The following is a 22,880-nucleotide window of genomic DNA, read 5'->3' on the forward strand; positions in this document are numbered from 1 at the left end:
CGGGCATTACCGGATCGGCAGTTCCGTGTTCTGGCGGTCGAAGATCAGCGTCTGGATGCTGCCGCTGTCCTGCACGTTGAGGGTATTGCGCTGGCTGGGCAGGAAGTCGGTCAGCAACTGGTTGTGGATGCGCGTGGCGGGGGCCAGGCGCGTGCCTTCGATCTCCTGGAAGATCACCACGTTGTCGGCGTTGACCTTCATGCCGACCCAGGTCAGGCGCAATCGCTTGCCGTCCGGCCCCACGAGATAGAACTGTTTTTCGACATAGCGGCGCAGCGCCGCTTCGCTGTCTTCCTGGCCCAGGTCGAACTGGCGCTGGTACAGATTCGTCAGCAGCGCCTCGACGTCGTGGCCCGTGTAGGTGTGCACCACTTCCGTGCTGCCGCTGGCCGCGTTATAGCTGATGTCGGCGATACCCATGTGGAAATTATGGGCGCCGGCCGCCATGCTGGCGCAGGCCAGCACGCTTGCCGCGAGAAGGCGCCAGCGCTTCACGCCTCGCCGCCCTTGGCCGGGCCGCTGCCCTTCAACGGCGTATGAAAGTCGCGCATCAGGTTATCCCTGGGCGATTTTTCGCTCTTGAACAGTTCCAGGCGCGAGGGCGTGATTTTTCTCGGCCAGCTATTGTTGCTGGTGTCGATGTCGGCCGTTTCCCAGTACGGGTCCTGCACCAGGCCCACCATCGGCTCGTCCGTGATGACGACCTTGGTGATTTTCTTCGGCGAGTAGCGCCATACTTCTGCCGGCACGCGCTCGACGTATTTCTTGCCGCTTTTCAGTTCGATCTCGAGGATCAGGGGCATGACCATGCCGCCCAGGTTCGACAGGTCGACCAGATACAGGTGCTTGCCCTGTTTCAGCAAGTCCTTTTCCCACGGTTCCAGCGCGGCCAGCGCTTCGGCGTAGGCGTTGCGGTCCTTGTTGGTGACCGTGAAATCGTCGTGCTGGTTGTAGAAATCCTTCAGTTCCGGATGCGCGTCGACGCGGCGCGGCATGCCCTTGTTGGCGCGGCTCGTCACCGATTCCGGCTGGGCGTCCTTCTGCGCCTTTTTCCAGGCTTTTTCCGTTGCCGGATCTTTCGAGCTCACGCCGTATTCGCTGATGCCGTCGATGCTGATGTCGACCGGGTCGGTCGTATAAAACCAGCCGCGCCAGAACCAGTCCAGGTCCGTGCCGGAAGCGTCTTCCATGGTGCGGAAGAAGTCGGCGGGCGTGGGGCGTTTGAATTTCCAGCGCTGCGCATATTCCTTGAAGGCGTAGTCGAACAGTTCGCGCCCGAGGATGGTCTCGCGCAGGATGTTCAGGCCCGCCGCCGGCTTGGCATAGGCGTTGTTACCGAACTGCAGCAGGGACTCGGAATTGGTCATGATGGGCACCTGGTCGCGGCTACGCATGTAGTCGACGATTTCGCGCGGTTCGCCGCGCGAGGCCGGGTAGTTTTCTTCCCACGCCTGCTGCGCCAGGTATTGCACGAAGGTGTTGAGGCCTTCGTCCATCCACGTCCACTGGCGCTCGTCCGAGTTGATGATCATCGGGTAGTAATTGTGGCCCACCTCGTGGATGATCACCCCGATCAAGCCATACTTGGTGCGTTTCGAATACGTCAGCTCGCCCGTCTTCTTGTCCTTCACGGGACGCGGGCCGTTGAACGAGATCATCGGATACTCCATGCCGCCCACGGGGCCGTTGACGGAGATGGCCGTCGGATACGGATAGTCGATGCTGTACTTGTTGTACTGTTCGATCGTGTGCACGATGGCTTGCGTGCTGTATTTTTCCCACAGCGGATTGCCCTCTTTCGGATAGTAGGACATGGCCATCACGTCGCTGCCGCCCTTCCTGTAGCCCTGCGCATCCCAGATGAACTTGCGGCTCGAGGCCCAGGCGAAGTCGCGCACGTTGGCCGCCTTGAAGTGCCACGTCTTTTGCGCGCGGCTGACGGATTTCTCGGCCGCTTCCGCTTCCTTCTGCGTGACGATGACGACGGGCTTGTCGCTGCCGCGGGCCTTGTCCAGGCGCTCGCGCTGCGCGGCGGACAGCACCTCCTGCGGATTTTGCAGCGCGCCCGTGGCGGCGACGATATGGTCGGCCGGAACCGTCAGCTGTACGTCGTAGTCGCCGAATTCCAGCGTGAATTCGCCCGAGCCGAGGAACTGCTTGTGCTGCCAGCCGGCCGCGTCGTAATAGGCCGCCATGCGGGGGAACCACTGCGCCACTTCGAACAGGGCGTTCTTGTCGTCGAAGACTTCATAGCCGGCGCGCCCGCCCAGCACCTTCTGTTCGTTGATGCGGTAATCCCAGTCGATCTGGAAGGCGAAGTCCTGGCCCGGTTTCAAGGGCTGCGGCAAGTCGATGCGCATCATGGTGCGGTTGATGACGTGCTTCAGCGGCTGGCCATCGGCGCCTGTCAACCGGCGGATATTGAAACCGCCCTGGAAGTCGCCGCGCGCCAGGATGCCGCGCAAGCCTTCGAATTTCATCGTGTCTTCGCCCGCCGTCTTGGCCCAGGCCTGGCGCGAGGGCGCCGTAGTCATGCGGCGCGCGTCGGAATCGGGCTTGTAGATATTCTGGTCCAGCTGCAGCCACAGGTAGCCGAGGGTGTCGGGCGACCGGTTATGGTAGGTGATGGTGCCGCTGCCGGCGATCTCGCGTTTGGCTTCGTCCAGGGTGGCGCGGATCGTGTAGTCGGCGCGCTGCTGCCAGTAGGCGTGGCCAGGCGCGCCGGAGGCGGTACGGTAGGTATTCGGGGTGGGCAGCACTTCTTCGAGCTGGCGGAACTTGTCGTCGAATGGTTCGGCGGCGAAGGCCGACACGGTAAAGCACAGAGCCAACGAGGCTACGGAGCCGAAAGGTATGCGCATGGTCACCCTGATGTTGTTGTAAGGAAATAGTGGCAACTATTCTATACGCAGGGCGATACCGGCCTTGTATCGATTTGTAATAAAGAAAGGCGGATTGTGCGCCGGCTTTTGGCTGGCGCCGTCAGGGTGATGCTTTACCTGATTTTGCTCGGAAAAGCGGCGTTTTTACTCACTTTTCATCAGGCTGTCGCGCAACTGGTTCAGTTGTTGTTTCATGTCCACAACCTGCTCCACGCTGCAGTGGCTGGCCGTCAGGATGGCTTCGGGCAGCAGGGCCGCTTGATGGCGCAGCTGGTCGCCCTGCTGCGTGAGGGAAATGATGACTTGGCGCTCGTCGCTGGCGGCGCGCGTGCGCGTCAGCAGGCCCGATTGCTCCATGCGCTTGAGCAAGGGCGTCAGGGTGGCCGAGTCCAGGAACAGGCGCTCGCCCACTTCCGACACCGTCAGGCCGTCGCGCTCCCACAGCACCATCATCACCAGGTACTGCGAATAGGTCAGGCCGAGCTTGCGCAGGAGCTTGCGATACAGCTTGTTCATTGCAAGCGAGGTCGAGTACAGCGCAAAGCACAATTGGCTGTCCAGGCGCGGCACCAGGTGCAAGGGGTTGGGGGCGGTGGTGGTATCCATGGGGACAGTATATATAGCGCGCTATTTAATTGCAACCGCGTGACCAGCGTGGCTGGCGCGCCCATGCCCCGGACCGGTTGGCCCGGGGCATGGGCGCGGTCGTGGCGAACTACTGCGCGTAGCGCGCGCGCAGCAGCTTGAGCATGGCGACGTTCTGCTCCCACGCGTCGCTCACCGGCTGCTGCGTCCAGGGCAGGGTTTGCGTGTAGGGCGCTGGGCCGAATTCCGGCGTAAACGTCATGCGTTCGGCACCGGCCGCGCGGCGCAGGGCGACGATGGCGTCCCACCAGGCCAGGTGGGCGTCGAGCGCCGGCTTGGCTTCCGGCGCGCGGAAGTCGGCCACCTGCGGCCCCTGCGCATGGCCCACGCGCGCATGCACGTGGCGCACCAGCGGCAGTACCTGCGCCAGCGTGTGCGGCTGGTCTTCCAGCAGCGATTCGCAGGCGCAGCACCAGTGCGACAGGTCGGCCGTCAACGGCAGCTGCGGATACTGCTGCAGATACGGCAGCAGCAGCATCGGATGGCCGGAAAAGCGGCTGCGGTGGAGCTCATGCACGATGGGCACGCCGTGCTTTGCCGAGATGGCGGCGGCCAGGTCGATCAATGCCGCGTTCTGCGCCTGGGTATAGTAATCCTTGCCCGTGTGGGTGTTGACCAGCACGGGGCGCGCCAGGCAGGCGTTTTCCAGCAGTTCCGCCAGGGCGGCGCGGTGCAGTTCGAAGTCGCTGTGGAACACGGTTTCCCACTGCGCGGCGATCAGCTGCAGGCCCGCATCGGCGATGCGTCCCGTCCATTCCTCGCGCAGGGCGGCGTCCAGCGGCAGCGACATTTCGATGCCGTCGAAGCCGGCCGCCGCCACCCTGTCGATGAAGACCTCGGGCGGCAGGTCGTTATTGCCCCAGTGGGCGGCAAAGACGTCGATGCGCATCAGACGAAGCCCCGCACGGGGAACGCCGCGTCGCGCTGTATCCAGTTGTGCGCCGCGTATTGCGTCTGGCCGTCGGTGGCGTGCAAGGTGTAGGCGTGGCGCGAGACGGGCGAGCGGTTCGGCGCGCTGTAGTGCGGCAGCAAGCCGTGGAAGCAGACGAGGGCGCCCGCCTTGACTTCCAGCGGCACGGCCGTGCTGTCGTCTGGCCACGGCATGGCGTCGAGTTTTTCCACTCTTACCTGGTCGCCGTTGCGGATGAAGCGTTCGCGCAGGGGGCCGCGGTGGCCGCCCGGTTCGGCCCACAGGCAGCCGTTGTCCAGGGTCGCGTCTTCCAGCGCGAACCAGAACGTGGTCACGCTGACCGGCGTGGTCTCGAAATACGTGGCGTCCTGGTGCCAGCGCACTTCGCCGCCGATGCCGGGCTGTTTAAATATGTACATCGATTGCCAGACCTGCGCATCCGCCAGGCCCAGGTCGCGCGCCACTTCGGCCAGTTTCGGGTCGGCCGAAAACGCGCGGAAGACGGGGTCCAGGTCATGCATGGCATGGCCGATCTTGTTGATCGACAGGGACTTGGCCTGCTTCAGCTGGCCGTCCGGGCCGAAGGCCTCTTCCTCGAAGAAGCAGCGGATGGTGTTGTCGGAGGCGAGAAAATAATCGTTGGTATTCTTCGCCTGGTCGCGCGTGGTGAAGATCGACTGGCTGACGCTGGGATCGAATTCGTTGACAATCTGTTCGGCGCGCGCGCGCAGGGCGGCGATTTCGTCCGCGCCCTTGAAGCCGGGCAGGATGATATAGCCGTCGCGTTGGTATTGTTCTTGTTGTTCAGTTGTTAGCATGGCGGCGGCTCCGGAAGGTCAATGGAAAGCGCCATTGTAGGATGGGGACAGTGCGCAAACAATCGCCCGGCGGTTGACAGATTGTCGCTAAAACGCAGACAATCTTTGACATGGATCAACTAAAAGCGATGGAAATCTTTGTCGAAGTGGCGCGCCTGCGCAGCTTCACGGCGGCGGGACAGCGCCTGGGCTTGACGCGCGCCATGGTCAGCAAGACCATCATGCAGCTGGAAGAGCGCCTCAATGCGCGCCTGCTGCACCGCTCCACGCGCGAAGTGAGCTTGACGGATGCGGGCCGCGCCTACCTGGCGCCGTGCATGGCCACCGTCAGCCAGGCGCAGGAAGCGGCGCGCATGGTGGCGCACGTGGCGCAGGCGGGGGCCGGAGCGGAGCTGGCCGGGCCGCTGCGCGTCCAGGCGCCATCGAGCTTCGGCAGCGCGTGGCTGGCCGATGCCGTCGCCCGTTTCAGTTTGCTGCATCCGCAGGTGCGGGCCGAACTGTTTGTCGATGATGCGCTGCTCGATCCGATACGCCACGGTTTCGACTTGACCATCCGCGTGGGCGGCATCCCGGACAGCAGCGCGCTGGCCATGCGTCCGCTGGCGCCGTGCCGTGCCGTGCTGTGCGCCAGCCCCGCCTATCTGGCGCAACGGGGCGTACCGCGGACGCCGCAGGATTTATTGCAGCACCAGTGCCTGCATTTCAGCCACCTGACCGATGGCACGAACTGGCATTTCCTGCGTGGAGACGGGGAGCGGCGCGAGGAGGTGAGCGTGCGCGTGCAGGCGGGGTTTACGGCCAATAATGGCCTGGTGCTGCACCAGGCGGCGCAGCGGGGGCTCGGCATCGTCTACAGCACCACCTTTCTCGCCTGGCGCAAGCTGCTCGATGGCAGCCTGCTGCCCGTGCTGTCCGGCTGGGAGCTGCCGCTGAATCACTTGAGCGCCCTGTATCCGGCCAGCCGGCAGATGTCGCCGAAGGTGCGCGCGCTGATCGATTTCCTGGTGGCCGAATACCAGCCCGTGCCGCCGTGGGACCGTGAGCTGGCAGCGGCCGGATTTTTCAGCTGACGGTCAATTGAACGCGACCGGTTCCACCGTCCACGCGCCATCGGCGTACACGCGCTCGTCGTCGAGATAAACGGCCTCGGTGACGGCGAAGATGTCGACGTGGTAGCGCGCATCCTTGCGCTTGAATTGCGGTTTCGTGTAGACGCCATGCTTGGCGCCCAGCGACAGATGGATGCCGCACATGCGTTCATAGGTGCCGATGTCGTTGACCAGCTGTTCGCGCGAAAAGGCGCGGTTCATGCCGAAGCCCAGTTCGCGCACCCACACTTCGCCTTCATGCGCGCGGATGATCTCGAGCATGGCCAGAAATTCCGGCGTGGCGTGCTCCGTGCCCGTCACGCGGCCCTTGTCGATGATCAGGGTGATCGGCGTGTCGGGGCGGTTGACCATGAAGTGCGTATCGCCGAAGACGAAGATGCGCACGCGCCCGTTCACGGCTTCCAGGTCCTGCGCTTCCGTAAACACTTCGCCCAGGGGAACTGGCCGCCGATATTGTTCATGCCGCTGTAGTCGCCGATATTCAGCTTGGCCGGTTCGAATGGGGAGGCGAAGACCAGCTGCTCGCCGCCGCTGTCGACCATGCCGTGGCGGGCGCCGTCGATGCGCGCCTTCAGTGCATGGCCGACGCCGCGGTAGTAGGCGGGATCGTAGGCCAGCGAGGCGATGTAGTGCAGCCCCTGCACGCCGGGCATGCGCGACAGATGCACGTGCTCGATCACTTTCAAGCCACGCTTGAACAGCTCGATGCGGATGCGGAACGCTTCCAGGCGGAAGCTGGTCGACTGGATCAGCACGACGAGGCTGCCGGCCGGCAGTTCGGCAAACGCGGCCAGCACGGCCTCCGGCGTGACCTCGTCGAAATCGATGAAGGCGGCGTCCGGCAAGGCCTGGCGGTACGCTTCCGTCAGCACGACGTTGAGCCAGCTGCGCTTGTCGCAGACGATCAGGGACGGTTCGTCCGGGCGGTGGCAGATGGCCATGGCCAGCAGGTCGGCCACGTTTTGCGCGGCCACTTCGGTGGCGGCGGCGCTGATGGCGTCGAGCCGGCTGGTGTCATTCTCGGGAAGCGTCATGGGGCAAAGGTGGGGACGTGAAGTAATCGCAGCATTATAAGGCGATTGCCCCGGACGCCACCATTCCCCATCCGGCGCAGGACATGGGCGCCGCGTCCCTGATTATCTTGTGTAGTGCTTTAGGGCAATGTATTATTTGAAAAATGGTATGAAAGGGTATGGCAGCGAGCCTGGAAGCGGCCCGGCGCGGCGGCAAAGGCGCGCATGCGCATGGCGGCACGCTTTCAGTGAAGCAAGGACAACAAGCCTACAGGCGATGATGAAGAGTGTGATGTGATGAGCATAATCGGACAAGATATTCCCATGGAGCGGCCAGATACGGATGGGCGCGCCGCCGTCTTCGTTCCCGTCACGGGCGTCAAGGAAGATGTCCTGTTGACCATACGCAAGGGGGCGGCCATCGTCGGATTTGCCAACCACGACCGCACCATCACCGTGTATTTTGAAAGCAACCGCTTTGACGACCCCGTGCTGGCCAAGTGGGAGCACAAGGCGCGCAAGGCCTACGACCGGCTGGTCGACAATGCGCCCACCGTCTCGAAGCTGACCACCAGCCCCGCCAATTTCGAGCAGATCGGCTATATCAATGGCAAGGGCATCACCATCCGCCGCATGGAAAGCCTGCAGCGCTGGCTCGCGTATTCGGATGCGATGGATACTTGTCCGGTTACGGAGATCATTCCACGCACGGTTATTGCCAAGGCCGACGCGGTCAAGGTGTAAGAGCGGCTGATAAAACGCCCAAGGCGTTGTTGCCTGCCTCTCGCCGTACTGACGTACTGTCTTCGAGGCGGCGCCTAGCCCTGAGCATTTTCTCAGCCGCTCTTGGCGCGCTTACGAATGGCTGTACGAAAGGCCACAGTTTGTAGGTTTTCCCTCGGTCCTGGCGTACTGTCTTCGGGGAGGCGCCTAGCCCTGAGCATTTTCTCAGCCGCTCTTGGCGCGCTTACGAACGGCTGTACGAAAGGCCACAGTTTGTAGCCTTCCCCTCGGTCCTGGCGTATTGTCTTGGGGGCGGCGCTTTGGCCCTGCATGCTTGCGCGGCCACTGTCGCGTGGGCTTGGAGTCAACAATGTGTCGGATTACGCGGGGCGTTGCCCCGCTAATCCGACCTACGCGACCTACGCCTGACTTCGCTTCTTGCTCCTTGCTACACCACGATGATATTCGCCTGCGCCTTGAGCGGGCAGGGCAGGGTGTCGTCGAAGGTGATTTCGATGGCGCTGGCGATGAACATGCCGCCGATGTGTTGGGCGGCGATTTCGGGCGGCGTGCCGGGCTTGGTCAGGTTGACGTCCTGGGCGAAGACGAAGACTCTCCAGGTGCCGAAGACCTTTTGATCATATTGCAGCAGGGTGCGGTAAGCCCGCTTCAAGTCCAGGCTGCCTGCGTACACGCCGTCGTTGGCGCCCGGGTCGAAGCCCAGGCCGTCATCGGTCAGCGATTCCACGAAATACAGGCCCTGCGGCGCCTGGAACAGCACGAAGGCGTACAGCTCCGTGCCGCGGAAGACATTGCCATTGTCGCGCTTGAAGCTGGCGCGCAGCCACAACGGTTCATAGGCTTGCACGACGGCGGGCGTATCCGTTTCCACCGGCCCCGCCACATGGATGTTGACTTGCGTTTCGCTCACGGCGTGCTGGTAGGTGGCGCCCGTGGTGAAACGTTGATACTCCCAGCTGATGTCGGCCGTGTAGGGCATGCCCGCATTCGGCGCTTCCGGCAACACCCACTTCGCCACCACGCGCTCGGCCAGGGTCAGTTCGCCGGCGGCTGGTGGTGTTGCTTCCTGGCCACGCCAGAATGGGTCCGCGATATCGGAGCAGGCGACGGCGATGGCGCCCGAGGCGATGGCCGAGGCCACGCCCGCCACCGTGAATTCGGGCTGGCCCGAGCCGGCCCCTTCCAGCGAACAGCAATCGACGCTGGGGTCCGTTTCCTCGAAGGTGCCGCCCACGCTGAAGCTGGCCTTGCCGGAACCGAGCGCGGCGGAAATGATGGCCACCAGCGCGGCGATGATGGCGATGATGATGGCGAGTATCTTCCACCACGGATCGGAAAACGGCAGCTCGCCATGCGTGCCCGCGTAGGCGGGGTTCGGCGTCCAGACGAGGGTCATGCCGGTCGGCACGATGGGGCCCAGGCCGGGCGGGCAGCGGCACGCATTTTCCCCGCCTTTGCCATCCGTGCCCGTGCTGCCCCAGCGCTTGCCGGGCAGGTGGCCCTGCGGCTTGGACAGTTCCAGGGTGCCTTCCTCGACCGTGCACGTGTAGGTGTTGGTCGTGCTGTCGAAGCGCGTTTGCGAGACGAAGATTTGCTGGATCGAGCGGTGCGGCGTGTAGCCGTCCGCCTTGGCGACAAAGCTGACGAGGCGCTTGCCGGGCGCCGCATGCTGGAAGTCGGCATCCCACATGACCAGCATGGCCGCGCCGGCGGGAATGCTGGCAAAGAAAAAGGTGCGCGCCACGGGCACGATGCCGGGGTCGCCCACGCTTTCCAGGTACACCGTGACATTGCTCAGTGCGCTGTTGGACATATTCGTGACGTGGGCGGCGATGCGCAAGCCATAGATGGCATTGTCGAAGATGCCATCGGGCAGCATGATATTGGTGACGGGCTCGATCGCGAACGGCCGCGTCAGCACCTGCAGGGGTGTGTCGCTCATGATGCTTGCTCCTCGGGGCTTTGCTGTTCTTGCGCTTGCTCTTTCTCCAGATCGGTGACGACATACGTGACGCCGCCCAGTACCTTGCCATCCTGGGTTTCCAGCACGCGCAGCAGCGCATACTGGCGTGGCGGCAAGGCTTCGGCGCGCACGCTCAGGTAGATGGCCTGCGCCTGGCTGCGCGGCACTTCCAGCGCCAGTTTTTGCTCGCCGGGCGCATCGCCATTGCAATGGGGCGTACGCGCCAGGCCCGCCACCAGGTGCGCATCCCTGGCCGGCTGCCACCGCTCAAGCCCGAGCGTGGCCAGCAGGCGTTCCGGCAGCTCGCCGCCATACTCGATCTGCAGTTCCACTTTTTTCGTTTCGCGGGGCAGGGCCGCCACCGCGATGGCCAGCAATTGCGCGCGCCTTGCCGCCAGCACCACGTTGACGTTGCGCTGGGCGATCTGTTCATGCTGCTTGGGCTGGAAGGGAAAGCCGTTGGGCAGCGGATCGGGCAGCGGGTTGACGTCGCCAGGCCCGTGGGCCACGGCCAGCAGGCATTCGTGGCCGCCATTGACGATGACGGGGATCCACGGCACCAGGCACAGCACTTCTTGCGTGGCGCCGGGCGGCAGGTCGGCAAACGCGGAACCGATCTGCGTGGCGGCGCCGACGGCGATCTGGCCGGAAGGGTCGGCCCAGTAAAAGTCCACGCGCACGCCGTTCGAGGCGCTGTTGCCCGTGTTGTGCACGCGGCCCCACAGGTAGTTGCTGGTGCCGGCAATGGGCGCGCCGGGCGGGCCATTCGGATCATTCCCGGGCACGACCCAGATATCGGCGCTGTCCCACCAGGGCTGGCCGTCTTCGATGATCAGGTGGGCTGACATGGCGTTCTCCTTGTCCTTGGCCTGTGCTTGTAGCTTAGGCCGCGGCGGCGGAGACTTTTTGATCGGTATCAAGGCAATGGAACACGGCGCCGGTGCGCCGTTGCCGTGCCCGCGTAAGGTAATATTGCGGCAGAACGCAGTGGAATGACTCCAGGAAAAGGTTGGAATGTGCTTGAAACAGTGAATGACGTTTGCATCAACGCCGCCTGCGGCCGGACCTTGCCGCTGCGCGTGGCGCATTGCCCGTTTTGCGGCGCGCGCCAGGCGGCGCAAGCGCCAGTTCTGGAGAAAGTGGTAGCGCCGCCGCCGGTGCCGCGCATGCCGCCGCCGGTACCGGTAGCGGCTCCCGCGCCTGCGCCCCAGCCATTCCCGCCGCCGGTTCCCGCCGCAGCATCCGCACCAGCCAAGGCGCCGCCCGCCAAGCCTGCCGGCAGGGGCTCGGTGCCGCCGCCGCGGCCGCCGGTACGCTTGCGCACGTGGATCGCCGCGGCCGTGGTGCTGACCGGTATCTGGTTCTATAACAAGCCCGCCGACAAGCCGGCCAGCGTGGCGGAGCAGGTCGAGGCCGCCGCTGCGCTGGCGGCGCAGTGCGACCTGGACGGCGCGCGCAGCGCGCTGGCCGTGCTGAAAAGCGCCAAGGCGCCCGCCGCGCAGATCAAACGCTTGCAGGCGAGCATCACCAAGTCCGCCGCTGCCTGCGACAGGCAACAGCAGCGGGCGCAGGCGTGGGCGGCGCTGCAGGACAGCGTCAAGCAGGCGCTCGATGCGGGCAAGCCGGATCTGGCCGCCACGCGCCTGGCCGCCCACGTGAAGCGCTGGGGCGACGATCCCGACACCCTGGAGCTCGACGCCAAGGTGAAGGTGGCGCAAGCCAGCGTCCAGCTCGACCTGGCCGACGCCTGCCTGGCCAAGGGCGACCGCGTCTGCCTGGAAAACAGCCTGATCGCCGCGGAGCGCTACAAGCGGCCGGAACTGGCGGCGCGCACGCAGGCGCTGCGCGCGGCGTTGTCGCAATTGCTCGAGCGTTCGCTGCTGGACGCCGCGCCGGGCCAGTAGCGCACAGCAACATTGGCCCATCGTGAAAGGCGCCATGAAGATATCAAGATACCATTGCTTACAACTACGCCACAAAAGCCTGTTTTTATGTGCGTTAGCGCACGCTAGAAAATTTTAGGCAGGTGTATATTGCGAACTGATCTGTGTCTTTTGATAACAATGAAAGGGAATATCATGAAAGCAAGCAAAAATTGGATGACCGTGTGCGCCGCCGGGATGATGGTTGTGGCACTGGCCGCCTGCCAGAAGAAGGACGATGTCGCCGCCGGTCCTGCGGAACAGGCTGGCCAAAAGATCGATGCGGCCGCTGCCAAGGCTGAAGCCGACATCAAGGCCGCCGCTACCAAGGCTGACGCCGCCGTGAGCCAGGCTGCTGCCGATACTGGCGCCAAGATGGACCAGGTCGCCGCTGACGCCGACAAGAAAATGAGCGAAGCGGCCGATGCCGTCGGCAAGAAAGTGGAAAAAGCGGGCGAAAAGATGCAGGACGCCGCGCACAAGTAATCAGCGTAGTCACCGCGCCAGGGCCGGCCGCCGCCGGTCCCGTCGCCGCGGCTGGCGTCAGGTGATGCCAGCCGCGGCGACGCCATCGCCGGCGCCAGCCTGCCTGGCGTGCGCCGTTGTCCCTGTCCCTGTATTTGCGCCATCCATCCCGTCCGCTCCCCCAGCACCACGCTCAAATCGACAAAGCCGTCGCGCCACGCGCGTTCCAGGTCTTGCTCCACCGCTTCCAGGGTCGTTCTTTCCACCTGCCGGAAACCGCGCAAGCCATACGCCCGGTTGCGCCCGTGCGCCTTGGCCAGGTACAGCGCCATGTCGATCAGGTTGACGCTGCGCTCCCACGTGAGCGGCCGCCCCAGCGGCGCCAGCGGATAGGGCGCAAAGCCCACGGACACGTGCACCTCGATGGTCTGGCCCTGGTAGTCGATGCGTTGCGCCGCCATGCCGTTGAGGATGCGCCGCGCGATATCGTCGAGCCCGTCGCGCGCGACGGCCGGCAGGAAGGCGAGGAATTCCTCGCCGCCCCAGCGCACGATCATGTCCGTTTCGCGCAACACGTCGTGCAGGGTTTCGGCGATCGTCGTCAGCACCAGGTCGCCCGCCGCATGGCCGTAACGGTCGTTGATGTGCTTGAAATGGTCGACGTCGAGCAGGAACAGCGCGCCCACGACGTCGGCGCCGCCGCTGGACGGCTGCGGCTTGCCCGCATGGCTGCGCATGAATTCCTGGAAGTGGCGGCGGTTGTACAGGGCCGTCAGCGGGTCGCGCGAGCTCTGGCGCTTGAGTTCCTGGTTTTTCACCTTCAGCTGCACGTTCGCGTGACGCACCTTGCGGTACAGCAAGCCAACGATGGCGGAGGCCATGGCCAGCACCAGCGCCAGCAGCCACCACACGCGCTGCTGCAGGCGGCGGTTGTCGATTTCCGCGCTCTTGATCTGATTGTCGCGGCTGAGCAGCTCGATCTGGCGCTGTTTCTTTTCCGCCTCATACTTTTCTTGCAGCTCATACACGGCCTTTTGCCGCTGCTTTTCGAACAGCTGGTTGGAAATGCCCCGCTCGCGGTGGTAGGCCGTGACGGCGCCGCGCAAGTCGCCCGCCTTTTCCAGCGCCATGCCGTATTCCAGCAGCACGGCCTGCATGTCCGGCTGGTTGGCCGTGCGTTCGTAGTAGGCCAGGCCCGTGGCCACGCTTTGCTTGCCTTCCTGCAGCCGTCCCTGGCCGATCAGCGCCTGGCCGATATTGAGCCGCGCCGTCGCCTCCACCTGTTCATCGTTGACCAGGCGCGCCGCCGTGATGGCTTCATTCGCGTAGCGCAGGGCGCGCGCGTAGTCGCCTTGCTTCAAATAGCTATCGGACAGATTGACGAGAGTGACGGCCACCATGCCGCGCGCGCCCAGCTGGCGTTCCAGCGCCAGGGCCGCCAGCAGGGCGCGCTGGCCCCGCTGCGGCTGCTGCGCGTCGAGCGCCAGCCCGTATTCCGTATTCTTCGCCTGCGCCATGCGGCCCGGCGATGCCAGTGTCGCGGAGACTGCCAGCAGTTCGTCGAGCACCTCGAAGCCCTTGTCGTATTCGCGCATCTGCGTGTACAGCAGGGTGAGGGCATTCAGGGCGGCGGCCAGGCTGGAGGGGAGTTGCTCTGGCGCGCCAGGTCGACGGCCGCCTGCAGCTTGGCCAGCGCAAACGGGAAATTGCCTTCCTCGGCCCACGACTGGCCCGCGCTGATGGTCGCCTGCACGCGCACGGGCAGGTCGTCCGTGCCATTGGCGATCTTTTCCGCCTCAAAAGCCAGCAGGTGCGAGGCGCGGCGCTCGTTCCTGGCAAACGTGATGTAGGCCTTGTTGAGTATGCCTTTCGCCAGCGCCACGTCGCTCTTGTTCATGCGGGCGTAGGCGATCAGCTCCTCGGCCAGCTGCATGGCGATGTCGTTCTGCCCCAGGCGCATGCGGGCGTTGCTCAACTGGGTCAGGAATTCCGCGCGCAAGGGCAAGGGCGCGCTGCGCGCCTGCGTTTCCACCTCTTGCAGGCGCTCCAGGGCGCGCGCGGGCACGAAGCGGCCGTCGTCGCGCACGGCGGCAAGATACTGCTCGAGGTTGCCGACCTGGGCGTGCGCGGCAGGCGGCAGCAAGCAGGCCAATACCAGCAGCCAATGCGCCTTTCGCCATGATGCCCGTCTCTGTCTGCCTGCCAACGTCCCGCTCCCGCAATGACCACCTGTCTGTAACAGATTATATTCTGTTGCAATCAAGAAATATCATGCGGTACGCGGAAATTTGCGAAAGTGCACACTTTGGCTGTGCGTCAGCGCAGGGGCAGGGCGGCCCGGGCTGGCCCGCTGTCCTTCAGGCGGAAGATGGCGACGGCCGCGATCAGGGCTTGCGCCTGTTCCTGCAGGCTCTCGGCGGCGGCCGCTGCCTGCTCGACCAGGGCGGCGTTCTGTTGCGTGATGTTGTCCATCTGCGTGACCGCCTGGTTGACCTCGCTGATCCCCGCGCTTTGCTCGTGGCTGGCGCTGGTGATCTCGCTCATGATGGCGGCCACCTTCTGGATCGATTCCACCACCAGCGCCATGGTGCGCCCCGCTTCGTCGACGAGCTTGCTGCCGGCGTCGACCCGTTCCACGGATGCGCTGATCAGGGTCTTGATTTCCTGGGCGGCGGCGGCGCTGCGGTGGGCCAGGCTGCGCACCTCGCCGGCGACGACGGCGAAGCCGCGTCCCTGTTCCCCTGCCCGCGCCGCCTCGACGGCCGCGTTCAGGGCCAGGATGTTGGTCTGGAAGGCGATGCCGTCGATGACGCCGATGATGTCGGCGATCTGGCTCGAGCTTTCCTTGATGGCGCCCATCGTGCCGACCACCTTGGCAACGACGGCGCCGCCCTGCACGGCGACGGCCGAGGCGGTGGCGGCCAGCTGGTTCGCCTCGCCGGCGTTGCTGGCGTTTTGCCGCACCGTCGCCGTCAGCGTTTCCATCGAGCTGGCCGTCTCTTCGAGGGAACTGGCTTGCGCTTCCGTGCGCGCCGACAGGTCCGCATTGCCCAGCGCGATTTCGTGCGTGGCCACCGACATTTCGCCGGTGCCGCTGCGGATGTCGCCGATCAGCCCCGTCAGGTTGGCGTTGATGGTATTCATCGCATGCAGCAGTACGCCGATTTCGTCGGCTCGTTCGATGACGGCGTCGATGCTCAGGTCGCCGCCGGCGATCAGCTGCGCCGTGGCGATCGCCTGGTCCAGGCTGCGCTTGATGTGGCGGTACACGAGGAATAGGCACAGCAGCGAGACCATGACGGACACCAGCAGCACGCCGACCGTGACGGAGTACGCCGCCATGGTGCCGCTCATCGCCGTCTGCACGGCCGCGCCCGTGCGCTGGTCGAGCAGGGTGAGGAATTCATTCACCGGCTGCATGATCTTCGCCTTGTTGCTGTGGTAGGCGGCGTCGTGCATGATGGCGCGGGCCATTTCCAGGTCCGGCGGCCCGGTTTTGGTGAAGTTGCCGCTGCCGTCGTCGAAGCGGCCCTTGACGGCGTTCATGGCGATCACTTCGGTCTTGACCAGGCCGTCCGAATTGGCCTGGGCTTCGCGCAGCTTGGCGAATTCCTGCTCGCTGAAGCCGGCCTTGCGCATCAGTTCTGCCAGCGGCACGGCGGGTCCCGTCGATGCGGGCACGGGCACGCCGGCCGCCACGAAGTCCCAGTAGATGCGCTCGTAATGGGCGGGGCGCGGCTTCTTGCCGTTGCGGATGTCGAGGATCTCGAGGTATTGCTGTTCGTACCTGGCGTCGCCCGTGACGACGTAGGTGCGGGCCAGCCGGGTCAGGTCGTCCGAGCTTTGCCGCAGTTCATCGGCCAGCAGATAGGACTGGTAGCGCGTTTCAGTGACCTGGTTCGCCTCGGCCTGCTTGCCCGCCACGCGGAACAGCGCCCACAGGCTGATGAGGGAGAGCGCCAGGCTGAGCAGAAAAATGGCGGCAAAGATATTCCTGATCGACAGTGTGCTGCGCATGGTGCCCCCGGAAGTGTGGTTGGGGCCGTCGGCGCTGCCCGCCAGATGAATATACTCCCGTCTGTACGGCATTTCTAATGCCGTACAGAAAAAGTGCCGCCATGCAACGGCGCCCCCTGTCTATCAGACTGCCAGCTGCTGCAGCAGATACAGGCGCTGGTACAAGCCGCCCTCAATCTGCATCAGGGCGTCGTGCGGCCCCGCTTCCGTGATGCGGCCATGGTTGAGCACGATGATCCGGTCCGCCTCGCGGATGGTCGACAGGCGGTGGGCGATGGCGATGATGGTGACCTTGCCGCGCAACTCGTTGAGGGCCGTCTGCACGATCTGCTCCGTCTGGCTATCGATGCGCGACGTCGCTTCGTCGAGCAGCAGGATGCGCGGCTGGCCGGCCAGCGCGCGGGCAATCGCGATCAGCTGCTTCTGCCCCGACGACAGGCGCGAGCCGCCTTCGCCCAGCGGCGTGTCGTAGCCGTGTTCCAGCGCCGCGATGAAGTCGTGCGCATGCGCGGCGCGCGCGGCCGTCTCGATCTGCGCCTGCGTGTAGCCGCGGCCCATGTCGATGTTTTCGCGCGCCGAGGCGGCCAGCAGGAAGGGGTCTTGCGGCACCAGGCCCACGTCGGCGCGGAACCGCTCGTTGTCGATGCTGTCGAGGGCGACGCCATTGATGGCGATGCTGCCCTGCGCGACGGGGTAGAAGCGCAGCAGCAGCGAGAGGAGGGTCGACTTGCCGCTGCCCGTGTGGCCGACGATGCCGAAGAAGGCGCCCTGCGGGATCTGCAGCGACAGCTCGTGCAGCACGGGCTGGTTTTCCACATAGGCGAAGGTCAGGCGGGCGATGTCCACGGCGGGCGTGTTGCCGTCATGCGCGCCATGGCGTGCGGCTGGCGCGGCTTTGCCCGGCGCGTGTTCCAGCGCCTGCGCTTCGTCGAGCAGGGCCGAGACGCGCGCCGTCGCCACCACCGACTGCTGCAGCTGGCTGAATTGCATGGTGATCTGGATCAGCGGTTCGATCACGCGCGCGATGTAGCTGATGAACGCATACAGCACGCCCACCTCCACGGCGCCCATCTCGCGGCGGCCGAAGCTGAAGATGACGACGGCCAGCAGCACGATGTTGAGCATGTCGAGCGCGGGGCGCAGCAGCCAGGCGTTGGCGCGCAATTCCTGCATGCGCGCCGTGTAGTGGTCCTGGTTGATGCCCGTGAAGCGCGCGCCGAAGCGCTTTTCCGCGTTATTCGCCTGCAGCACGCTCATGCCGCCGATCGATTCGGCGATCTGGCCGTTGATCTCGCTGCGCAGGGCGCGCGCGCGTGACGGCCGGCGCGCTCCAGCGCTGGTACAGGAAGACGATGAGCAGCACGGCCGGCAGCAGGGCCAGCACGATCAGCATCAGCCGCCAGTCGAGGAAGGCCATGGCGGCCATGGTGCCGACCAGGACGATGGAGCTGTCGAGGATGACGAACAGCACCTGCACGTACAGCGATTTCACCGCTTCCGTGTCGTTGGTGACGCGGCTGACCAGCTGCCCCGTGATGGCGCGATCGAAAAACTCATCGGCAGGCGCAGCACGTGCTGATACACGGTTTCGCGCAGGCGCTGCACCGAGCGCATGGCCAGGCCGGACAGGCGCACCAGCTGCAGATAGCGCAGGCCGGAAGCGACCCAGCCCGTCAGCAGGCAGCCGCCCAGCAGCAGCGACATGCGCGTCCAGTCCAGGTGGCGCGGCAGCAGGTGCTGGTCGATCAGGGCCTTGCCTAAAATGGGACCCGTGACTTCCAGCGCGGCGGCGAGGATCAGCCAGAACGTGGCCCAGTACAAATGGCGCAGGTCGGGCGCGGCGGCGCGGCGCAGCAGGCCGATGGCTTGCGCGGCCTGGCGGCGCACGGATGGCGTGGCGCTGGCGGTTTGGTCAGTCTTATTAGATGGCATCGAGGCTGGCCTCCAGTTGTTGATAGCGCCACTGGCTGGCGTACCAGCCGTCGCGCTGCATCAGCGCGTCGTGGTTGCCCGTTTCCGTGACGTGGCCGTCGCGCAGCACGAGGATCAGGTCCGCGTTGACGACGGCGCTCAGGCGGTGGCTGGCGATGATGGCGCTGCGCTCGGGGCGCTTGCGGCGCAATTCCTCCAGGTGCTGCAGGATGCGCGTTTCCGTGCCCGTGTCGACGGCGGACAGCGCATCGTCGAGCAGCAGCAGGCCGTTGTCGGCCAGCAGGGCCCGGGCGATCGCCACGCGCTGGCGCTGGCCGCCGGACAGGGTGATGCCCTTCTCGCCCACATGCGTTTGATAACCGTCCGGGAACTGCAAAATATCGGCATGAATGTCGGCCAGCTGCGCCGCCCGTTCCACTTCTTCGCGCGTGGCGCCGGGGCGGGCCAGCGCGATATTGTCGGCGATGGTGGCGGAGAACAGGAACGACTCCTGCGGCACCCAGCTGATGGCAGCGCGCAGCGCGTGCAAGGTATACGCGTCCAGCGCGTGGCCGTTCCAGGTGGCCGTGCCCGACTGCGGCGTGACCTGGCGCAGCAGCACGCGCAGCAGGGTCGACTTGCCGCTGCCCGTCGGACCGACGAGGCCCAGGGTCTGGCCCGGCTGTAACAGCAGCGAGATGCCGGACAGCGCGGGCGCCGTCTGGCCCGCATAGGCAAAGCCGACGTCCTGCAATTGCAGGGGGCCGGGCGTCAGCGTGGCAATGCTGCCATGGTCGTCGATGGCCAGCGGCGCGTCGAGCATCGGCTGCAGGCGCTGCCAGGCGGCGCGGCCCCGTTCGATCAATGACAGCACCCAGCCGGCGGCGAACATGGGCCAGATCAGTTGGCCCAGGTACATGGAAAAGCTCGTCAGCGCGCCGATGGTCAGCTGCTCTTGCCACACGAGGTAGCCGCCCAGGCCCAGGGTCAGCGCCGTGGCCGCCGTCAGGGTCAGGCCGACGGCCGGTTCATACGCCGCTTCCCAGCGCTGCGCCGTCAGGCTGGCGTTGGCCGCGTGGCCGGCCAGGGTGGAGAATTGCTGGCTGCTGCGCTCTTCCAGGCCCAGCGCGCGCAGGGTGCGCACGCCCGACAGCGATTCCTGCACATGGTCGTTCAGCGCGGAAAAGCGTTGCAGCGAATCCGTCGACGCCGTGTGGATATGGCTCGAGATGCGCCAGAAGGCCAGTCCCATCAGCGGGAAGGGCAGGAGGGCGATGCAGGCCAGGCGCCAGTCCACGCCCAGCAGCATGATGCCGAGCACCATCAGCAAGGTCAAGGTGCCGTCGAAGCCGGCCAGCATGGCTTCGCCGGCGGCCATTTCGATGGCGTCGATGTCGTTCGTCGCCAGCGCCATCAGGTCGCCCGTGCGCTGGTTCTGGTAGAACGACGCGCCCTGTTGCGACATGCGCGTGTAGAAGCGCGTGCGCAGCATCACGCCCAGCTGGTAGGCGGCCTTGAACAGGGTGATGCGCCAGCCCACGCGCAGGAAATAGATGACGACGCCGACGGCGAGCAGGGTCAGCAGCTCAAGCCACAGTTCGGCGGCCGTCATACGGTGCGCGGCCAGCGCGTCGATGATGGCGCCCACGCGGCGCGGGATCCAGACGGTCAGTGTTGCCACGCCGGTCAGCATGACGGCGGCGGCGGCATACGCCGGCCAATGCTGACGCACGAAGCCGGCGATGAGCCTCGATAAACTCATGGTTACCTTTTGTTTTGAGTAATGGGGTGTCGCGGGGCGGAAGGACGGGCACGCGGACGGAAAGTACGCGTAGGATACAACAAGGCGGAAAAGCGCGCTGTGGACGGGCACGCAAAAAACGGGCCGTAGCCCGTTGTTTTGCCGCGTCAGTGCCGTGCGCGAAGCTTACTTGCGGCCGCTGCCTTTACCGCCGCCCAGCATGTCGAGCTGTTTCGATGGCGCGCCCTTGGGCGCTGCCTTGGCGGCTGGCGCAGGGGCGTGCTTCACGGCGGCCTTGGCCACGGTCTTGCCGGCGGTGCTGGCTGGCTTGGCCGCCGGTTTGCTCGAAGGAATTGGTTTCGCGGCCGGCTTGGCGGGGGCTGGCGCGGCGGCTTTCGCTGGCGCGGCGGCGGCAGGTACGGGCTTGGCCGCTTCAGGCTTGGCTGCCGGTTTGGCTTCCACCGCTTTCACGGCGGGCTTCTCGGTGGCTTGCTCGGCCACCTTGGCAGGTGCCGCCGCCGGCTTGGCTGCCGGCGCGGCAACGGCGGCTGGCGCCACCTTGGCGGCAGGCTTGGCTATGTCGGCCGGCTTGGCCACTTCGGCCGGCTTGGCGGCGACGGGGGCGGGCGCCGCTGCTGCTGCAGGTGCAGGTGCAGGTGCAGGTGCAGGCGCAGGCGCGACGACGGCCAGCGCGGGCTTGGCTGCGGCAGGAGCAGGCGCCGTTGCGACGGCCGGGGCGGCCGCATCGAGGCGGGCCTTGGCCGAGGCCAGCAATTCCGCCTGGGTGCCCGAGGCGATGCCGAACAGCTGGCGGCTGTAGGCCAGCACGCTCTCGATGTCGGCTGCGCCTGGCTGGTGCTGTAGCTGAAGAAGTCGCGCGGGTCTTGCGTGACCAGCAGGTGCTGCGCCGTTTCCGCCGTCTGCGACAGGGCGGCCTTGCCGGCGTTCAGGTTCAGGGCGATGATTTTCTCGGCGCTTTCAAAGACTTTGCTGGTCAGGAGGCTGAAGATTTGCAGCTGGTTTTCCAGTTGCGACTTGGCGGCGCTGGAAATGTGTTCTGGAAGCGGAAACATATTTACTCCTTTGTACGGATTAAAATGCTGGCAAAACGCTCTGCAAAATCCCGAAAACCAGAGTTGGCCGCGTTTTGTAAAGTGGGTAGCGTGCTAAATAGCTGATCATGGACTTTTTATGATGCAACGCAATATGAATATTCTAGCGGTGATTCGGGTTAGTTGAAAGTTATTTTCTCAAGGGCGTGCGCCATGGGTTTGCCCTATTCATGCGCCTGGCGGCATTTGCGGAAAGTTTGCGCGCGCGCAAAGCGTTGCCAGGGAATCTATGGCTACGCTTTTGCCAGTGGCTGGTTTCTTGCGCTGCAGCATCCATGGGAAATATATAAAGTGACAATTAACTGAAACACCAGACACAGTCGTCAACCGAAGGAGTGTCCGCATGGACCTAGTCATCCGCAATGCCAGCCTGCCCGACGGGCGCCGCGCCATCGATATCGCCATCGAGGGCGGCCGCATCGCCGCCGTCGGCCCCGCCTTGCCCGTGACGGGCGCGCAAGAGATCGACGCCGCCGGCGACCTCGTCACGCCGCCGTTTGTCGACGCCCACTTCCACATGGACGCCACGCTCAGCTATGGCCTGCCGCGCGTGAATGCCTCCGGCACCCTGCTCGAAGGCATCGCCCTGTGGGGCGAGCTGAAGCCGCAACTGACGCAGGACGCGCTGGTCGAACGCGCCCTGCAGTATTGCGACTGGGCCGTGGCGCGCGGCTTGCTGGCCATCCGCTCGCACGTGGACATCTGCGACCCGCGCCTGCTGGCCGTCGAAGCGCTGCTCGACGTCAAGCGGCAAGTGGCGCCGTATCTCGACCTGCAGCTGGTGGCCTTTCCGCAGGACGGCATCCTGCGCAGTCCCGGCGCCTTCGATAATCTAAAACGCGCGATCGCCATGGGCGTCGACGTGGTGGGCGGCATCCCGCATTTCGAGCGCACCATGGCCGATGGCGCGGAATCCGTGCGCCTGCTGTGCGAATTTGCCTGCGAGCGTGGCCTGATGGTCGACATGCATTGCGATGAATCGGACGATCCGCTGTCGCGCCACATCGAAACCCTGGCCTTCCACAGCCAGCGCCTTGGCATGCAGGGCAGGGTGACGGGCTCGCACCTGACCTCCATGCATTCGATGGACAATTACTATGTGAGCAAACTGCTGCCCCTGATCCGCGAGGCGGGCGTGGCGGCCATCGCCAACCCCCTCATCAACATCACCCTGCAGGCGCGCCACGACACATATCCGAAGCGGCGCGGCATGACGCGCGTGCCCGAGATGCTGGCCGCCGGCATTCCCGTCGCCTTCGGCCACGATTGCGTGATGGACCCGTGGTACAGCCTCGGTTCCGGCGACATGCTGGAAGTGGCGCATATGGGACTGCACGTGGCGCAGATGACGGGTCAGCAGGCGATGCATGAGTGTTTTTTGGCCGTGACGGAGACGCCGGCGCGCATCCTGGGCCTGGACGGCTACGGCATCGCGCCCGGCTGCCACGCGGACTTGCTGATACTCGATTGCGGCAGCACCGTGGAAGCGCTGCGCCTGCGCGCCGCGCGGCGCCTGGTGCTGCGGCGCGGGAAAGTCGTCAGCGAGGCACCGCGCGCGCAATCGCGCCTGCACCTGCCGGGGCGGCCCGACAGTGTGAACTTCCGCCTGGGGCGCTGATACAATCGGC

Annotated in this window: 18 protein-coding genes and 2 pseudogenes; 5 read left to right on the plus strand and 15 right to left on the minus strand. The window is 65.2% G+C overall.

What is annotated here, in order from left to right; all coding sequences use genetic code 11:
- Positions 1–6 precede the first annotated feature (6 nt).
- The 5 genes from ACRHIG_RS08780 to ACRHIG_RS08800 form a co-directional block, all read right to left on the minus strand.
- Entirely contained in the window at positions 7–495 is a 489-nt protein-coding gene (locus ACRHIG_RS08780; RefSeq protein ID WP_489629953.1) for a DUF6702 family protein, read from the minus strand.
- On the minus strand, positions 492–2,861 hold the full coding sequence (locus tag ACRHIG_RS08785) for a M1 family metallopeptidase (RefSeq protein WP_489629954.1): 2,370 nt from the start codon (positions 2,859–2,861) through the stop codon (positions 492–494). Before ACRHIG_RS08785 ends, ACRHIG_RS08780 begins: the two co-directional genes overlap by 4 nt.
- Positions 2,862–3,026: 165 nt before the next feature.
- Entirely contained in the window at positions 3,027–3,488 is a 462-nt protein-coding gene (locus tag ACRHIG_RS08790; RefSeq protein ID WP_489629955.1) for a MarR family winged helix-turn-helix transcriptional regulator, read from the minus strand.
- Between the two features lie 109 nt (positions 3,489–3,597).
- Positions 3,598–4,416, minus strand: coding sequence for a sugar phosphate isomerase/epimerase family protein (locus ACRHIG_RS08795; RefSeq protein WP_489629956.1), 819 nt, complete (start codon positions 4,414–4,416; stop codon positions 3,598–3,600).
- Entirely contained in the window at positions 4,416–5,255 is an 840-nt protein-coding gene (locus ACRHIG_RS08800) for a phytanoyl-CoA dioxygenase family protein (protein ID WP_489629957.1), read from the minus strand. The genes ACRHIG_RS08795 and ACRHIG_RS08800 overlap by 1 nt, the downstream gene beginning before the upstream one ends.
- Positions 5,256–5,365: 110 nt before the next feature.
- Between ACRHIG_RS08800 and ACRHIG_RS08805 the strand changes: the two genes are divergently transcribed.
- Positions 5,366–6,325, plus strand: a complete 960-nt coding sequence (locus tag ACRHIG_RS08805; protein ID WP_489629958.1) for a LysR family transcriptional regulator — start codon at positions 5,366–5,368, stop codon at positions 6,323–6,325.
- Positions 6,326–6,328: 3 nt separating this feature from the next.
- Here ACRHIG_RS08805 and ACRHIG_RS08810 read toward each other — a convergent pair.
- Positions 6,329–7,398: pseudogene (locus ACRHIG_RS08810) on the minus strand (M29 family metallopeptidase).
- 303 nt (positions 7,399–7,701) lie between these two features.
- On the opposite strand from ACRHIG_RS08810, the gene ACRHIG_RS08815 reads away from it, so the two are divergent.
- A complete protein-coding gene (locus tag ACRHIG_RS08815; RefSeq protein ID WP_475414786.1) occupies positions 7,702–8,121 on the plus strand; it encodes a hypothetical protein in 420 nt (139 codons plus the stop codon).
- Between the two features lie 427 nt (positions 8,122–8,548).
- On the opposite strand, the gene ACRHIG_RS08820 is transcribed toward ACRHIG_RS08815, so the two are convergent.
- Positions 8,549–10,063: a hypothetical protein gene (locus ACRHIG_RS08820; RefSeq protein ID WP_475414785.1), complete on the minus strand. Its 1,515-nt coding sequence runs from the start codon at positions 10,061–10,063 to the stop codon at positions 8,549–8,551.
- On the minus strand, positions 10,060–10,932 hold the full coding sequence (locus ACRHIG_RS08825) for a hypothetical protein (protein WP_489629959.1): 873 nt from the start codon (positions 10,930–10,932) through the stop codon (positions 10,060–10,062). The genes ACRHIG_RS08820 and ACRHIG_RS08825 overlap by 4 nt, the downstream gene beginning before the upstream one ends.
- 180 nt (positions 10,933–11,112) lie before the next feature.
- Here ACRHIG_RS08825 and ACRHIG_RS08830 point away from each other — a divergent pair, with 180 nt between their 5' ends.
- Positions 11,113–11,988, plus strand: coding sequence for a hypothetical protein (locus tag ACRHIG_RS08830; protein WP_489629960.1), 876 nt, complete (start codon positions 11,113–11,115; stop codon positions 11,986–11,988).
- 104 nt (positions 11,989–12,092) lie between these two features.
- Here the strand turns inward: ACRHIG_RS08830 and ACRHIG_RS08835 are convergent, their stop codons facing one another.
- The 7 genes and pseudogenes from ACRHIG_RS08835 to ACRHIG_RS08865 all read right to left on the minus strand — a co-directional run bounded on the left by ACRHIG_RS08835 (position 12,093) and on the right by ACRHIG_RS08865 (position 21,138).
- Positions 12,093–14,066, minus strand: a complete 1,974-nt coding sequence (locus tag ACRHIG_RS08835) for a sensor domain-containing diguanylate cyclase (protein ID WP_489629961.1) — start codon at positions 14,064–14,066, stop codon at positions 12,093–12,095.
- Positions 14,067–14,092: 26 nt separating this feature from the next.
- Entirely contained in the window at positions 14,093–14,614 is a 522-nt protein-coding gene (locus tag ACRHIG_RS08840; protein ID WP_489629962.1) for a hypothetical protein, read from the minus strand.
- A gap of 173 nt (positions 14,615–14,787) precedes the next feature.
- Positions 14,788–16,488: a methyl-accepting chemotaxis protein gene (locus ACRHIG_RS08845; protein WP_489629963.1), complete on the minus strand. Its 1,701-nt coding sequence runs from the start codon at positions 16,486–16,488 to the stop codon at positions 14,788–14,790.
- A gap of 123 nt (positions 16,489–16,611) precedes the next feature.
- A pseudogene (locus ACRHIG_RS08850) lies at positions 16,612–18,420 on the minus strand (ABC transporter ATP-binding protein).
- Positions 18,410–20,161: an ABC transporter ATP-binding protein gene (locus ACRHIG_RS08855; protein WP_489629964.1), complete on the minus strand. Its 1,752-nt coding sequence runs from the start codon at positions 20,159–20,161 to the stop codon at positions 18,410–18,412. The pseudogene ACRHIG_RS08850 and the gene ACRHIG_RS08855 overlap by 11 nt, the downstream one beginning before the upstream one ends.
- 165 nt (positions 20,162–20,326) lie before the next feature.
- Positions 20,327–20,737, minus strand: a complete 411-nt coding sequence (locus ACRHIG_RS08860; RefSeq protein ID WP_489629965.1) for a hypothetical protein — start codon at positions 20,735–20,737, stop codon at positions 20,327–20,329.
- Positions 20,716–21,138 (minus strand): phasin family protein, encoded by a 423-nt coding sequence (locus ACRHIG_RS08865; protein WP_489630774.1) that lies wholly within the window; start codon positions 21,136–21,138, stop codon positions 20,716–20,718. The genes ACRHIG_RS08860 and ACRHIG_RS08865 overlap by 22 nt, the downstream gene beginning before the upstream one ends.
- Between ACRHIG_RS08865 and ACRHIG_RS08870 the strand changes: the two genes are divergently transcribed.
- A complete protein-coding gene (locus ACRHIG_RS08870; RefSeq protein ID WP_489630920.1) occupies positions 21,025–21,318 on the plus strand; it encodes a hypothetical protein in 294 nt (97 codons plus the stop codon). The genes ACRHIG_RS08865 and ACRHIG_RS08870 overlap by 114 nt on opposite strands.
- A gap of 277 nt (positions 21,319–21,595) precedes the next feature.
- Positions 21,596–22,870, plus strand: coding sequence for an amidohydrolase family protein (locus ACRHIG_RS08875; RefSeq protein ID WP_489629966.1), 1,275 nt, complete (start codon positions 21,596–21,598; stop codon positions 22,868–22,870).
- The last annotated feature ends 10 nt before the right edge of the window (positions 22,871–22,880 follow it).

Source organism: Janthinobacterium sp. C22, from assembly GCF_057919405.1.

Bases quoted from the DNA above. Each gene is read 5' to 3' on its own strand.
- ACRHIG_RS08785 (WP_489629954.1), bottom strand. From the start codon at position 2,861: ATGCGCATACCTTTCGGCTCCGTAGCCTCGTTGGCTCTGTGCTTTACC.
- ACRHIG_RS08790 (WP_489629955.1), bottom strand. From the start codon at position 3,488: ATGGATACCACCACCGCCCCCAACCCCTTGCACCTGGTGCCGCGCCTG.
- ACRHIG_RS08795 (WP_489629956.1), bottom strand. From the start codon at position 4,416: ATGCGCATCGACGTCTTTGCCGCCCACTGGGGCAATAACGACCTGCCG.
- ACRHIG_RS08800 (WP_489629957.1), bottom strand. From the start codon at position 5,255: ATGCTAACAACTGAACAACAAGAACAATACCAACGCGACGGCTATATC.
- ACRHIG_RS08805 (WP_489629958.1), top strand. From the start codon at position 5,366: ATGGATCAACTAAAAGCGATGGAAATCTTTGTCGAAGTGGCGCGCCTG.
- ACRHIG_RS08815 (WP_475414786.1), top strand. From the start codon at position 7,702: ATGGAGCGGCCAGATACGGATGGGCGCGCCGCCGTCTTCGTTCCCGTC.
- ACRHIG_RS08820 (WP_475414785.1), bottom strand. From the start codon at position 10,063: ATGAGCGACACACCCCTGCAGGTGCTGACGCGGCCGTTCGCGATCGAG.
- ACRHIG_RS08825 (WP_489629959.1), bottom strand. From the start codon at position 10,932: ATGTCAGCCCACCTGATCATCGAAGACGGCCAGCCCTGGTGGGACAGC.
- ACRHIG_RS08835 (WP_489629961.1), bottom strand. From the start codon at position 14,066: ATGCGCGAATACGACAAGGGCTTCGAGGTGCTCGACGAACTGCTGGCA.
- ACRHIG_RS08845 (WP_489629963.1), bottom strand. From the start codon at position 16,488: ATGCGCAGCACACTGTCGATCAGGAATATCTTTGCCGCCATTTTTCTG.
- ACRHIG_RS08855 (WP_489629964.1), bottom strand. From the start codon at position 20,161: ATGAGTTTATCGAGGCTCATCGCCGGCTTCGTGCGTCAGCATTGGCCG.
- ACRHIG_RS08875 (WP_489629966.1), top strand. From the start codon at position 21,596: ATGGACCTAGTCATCCGCAATGCCAGCCTGCCCGACGGGCGCCGCGCC.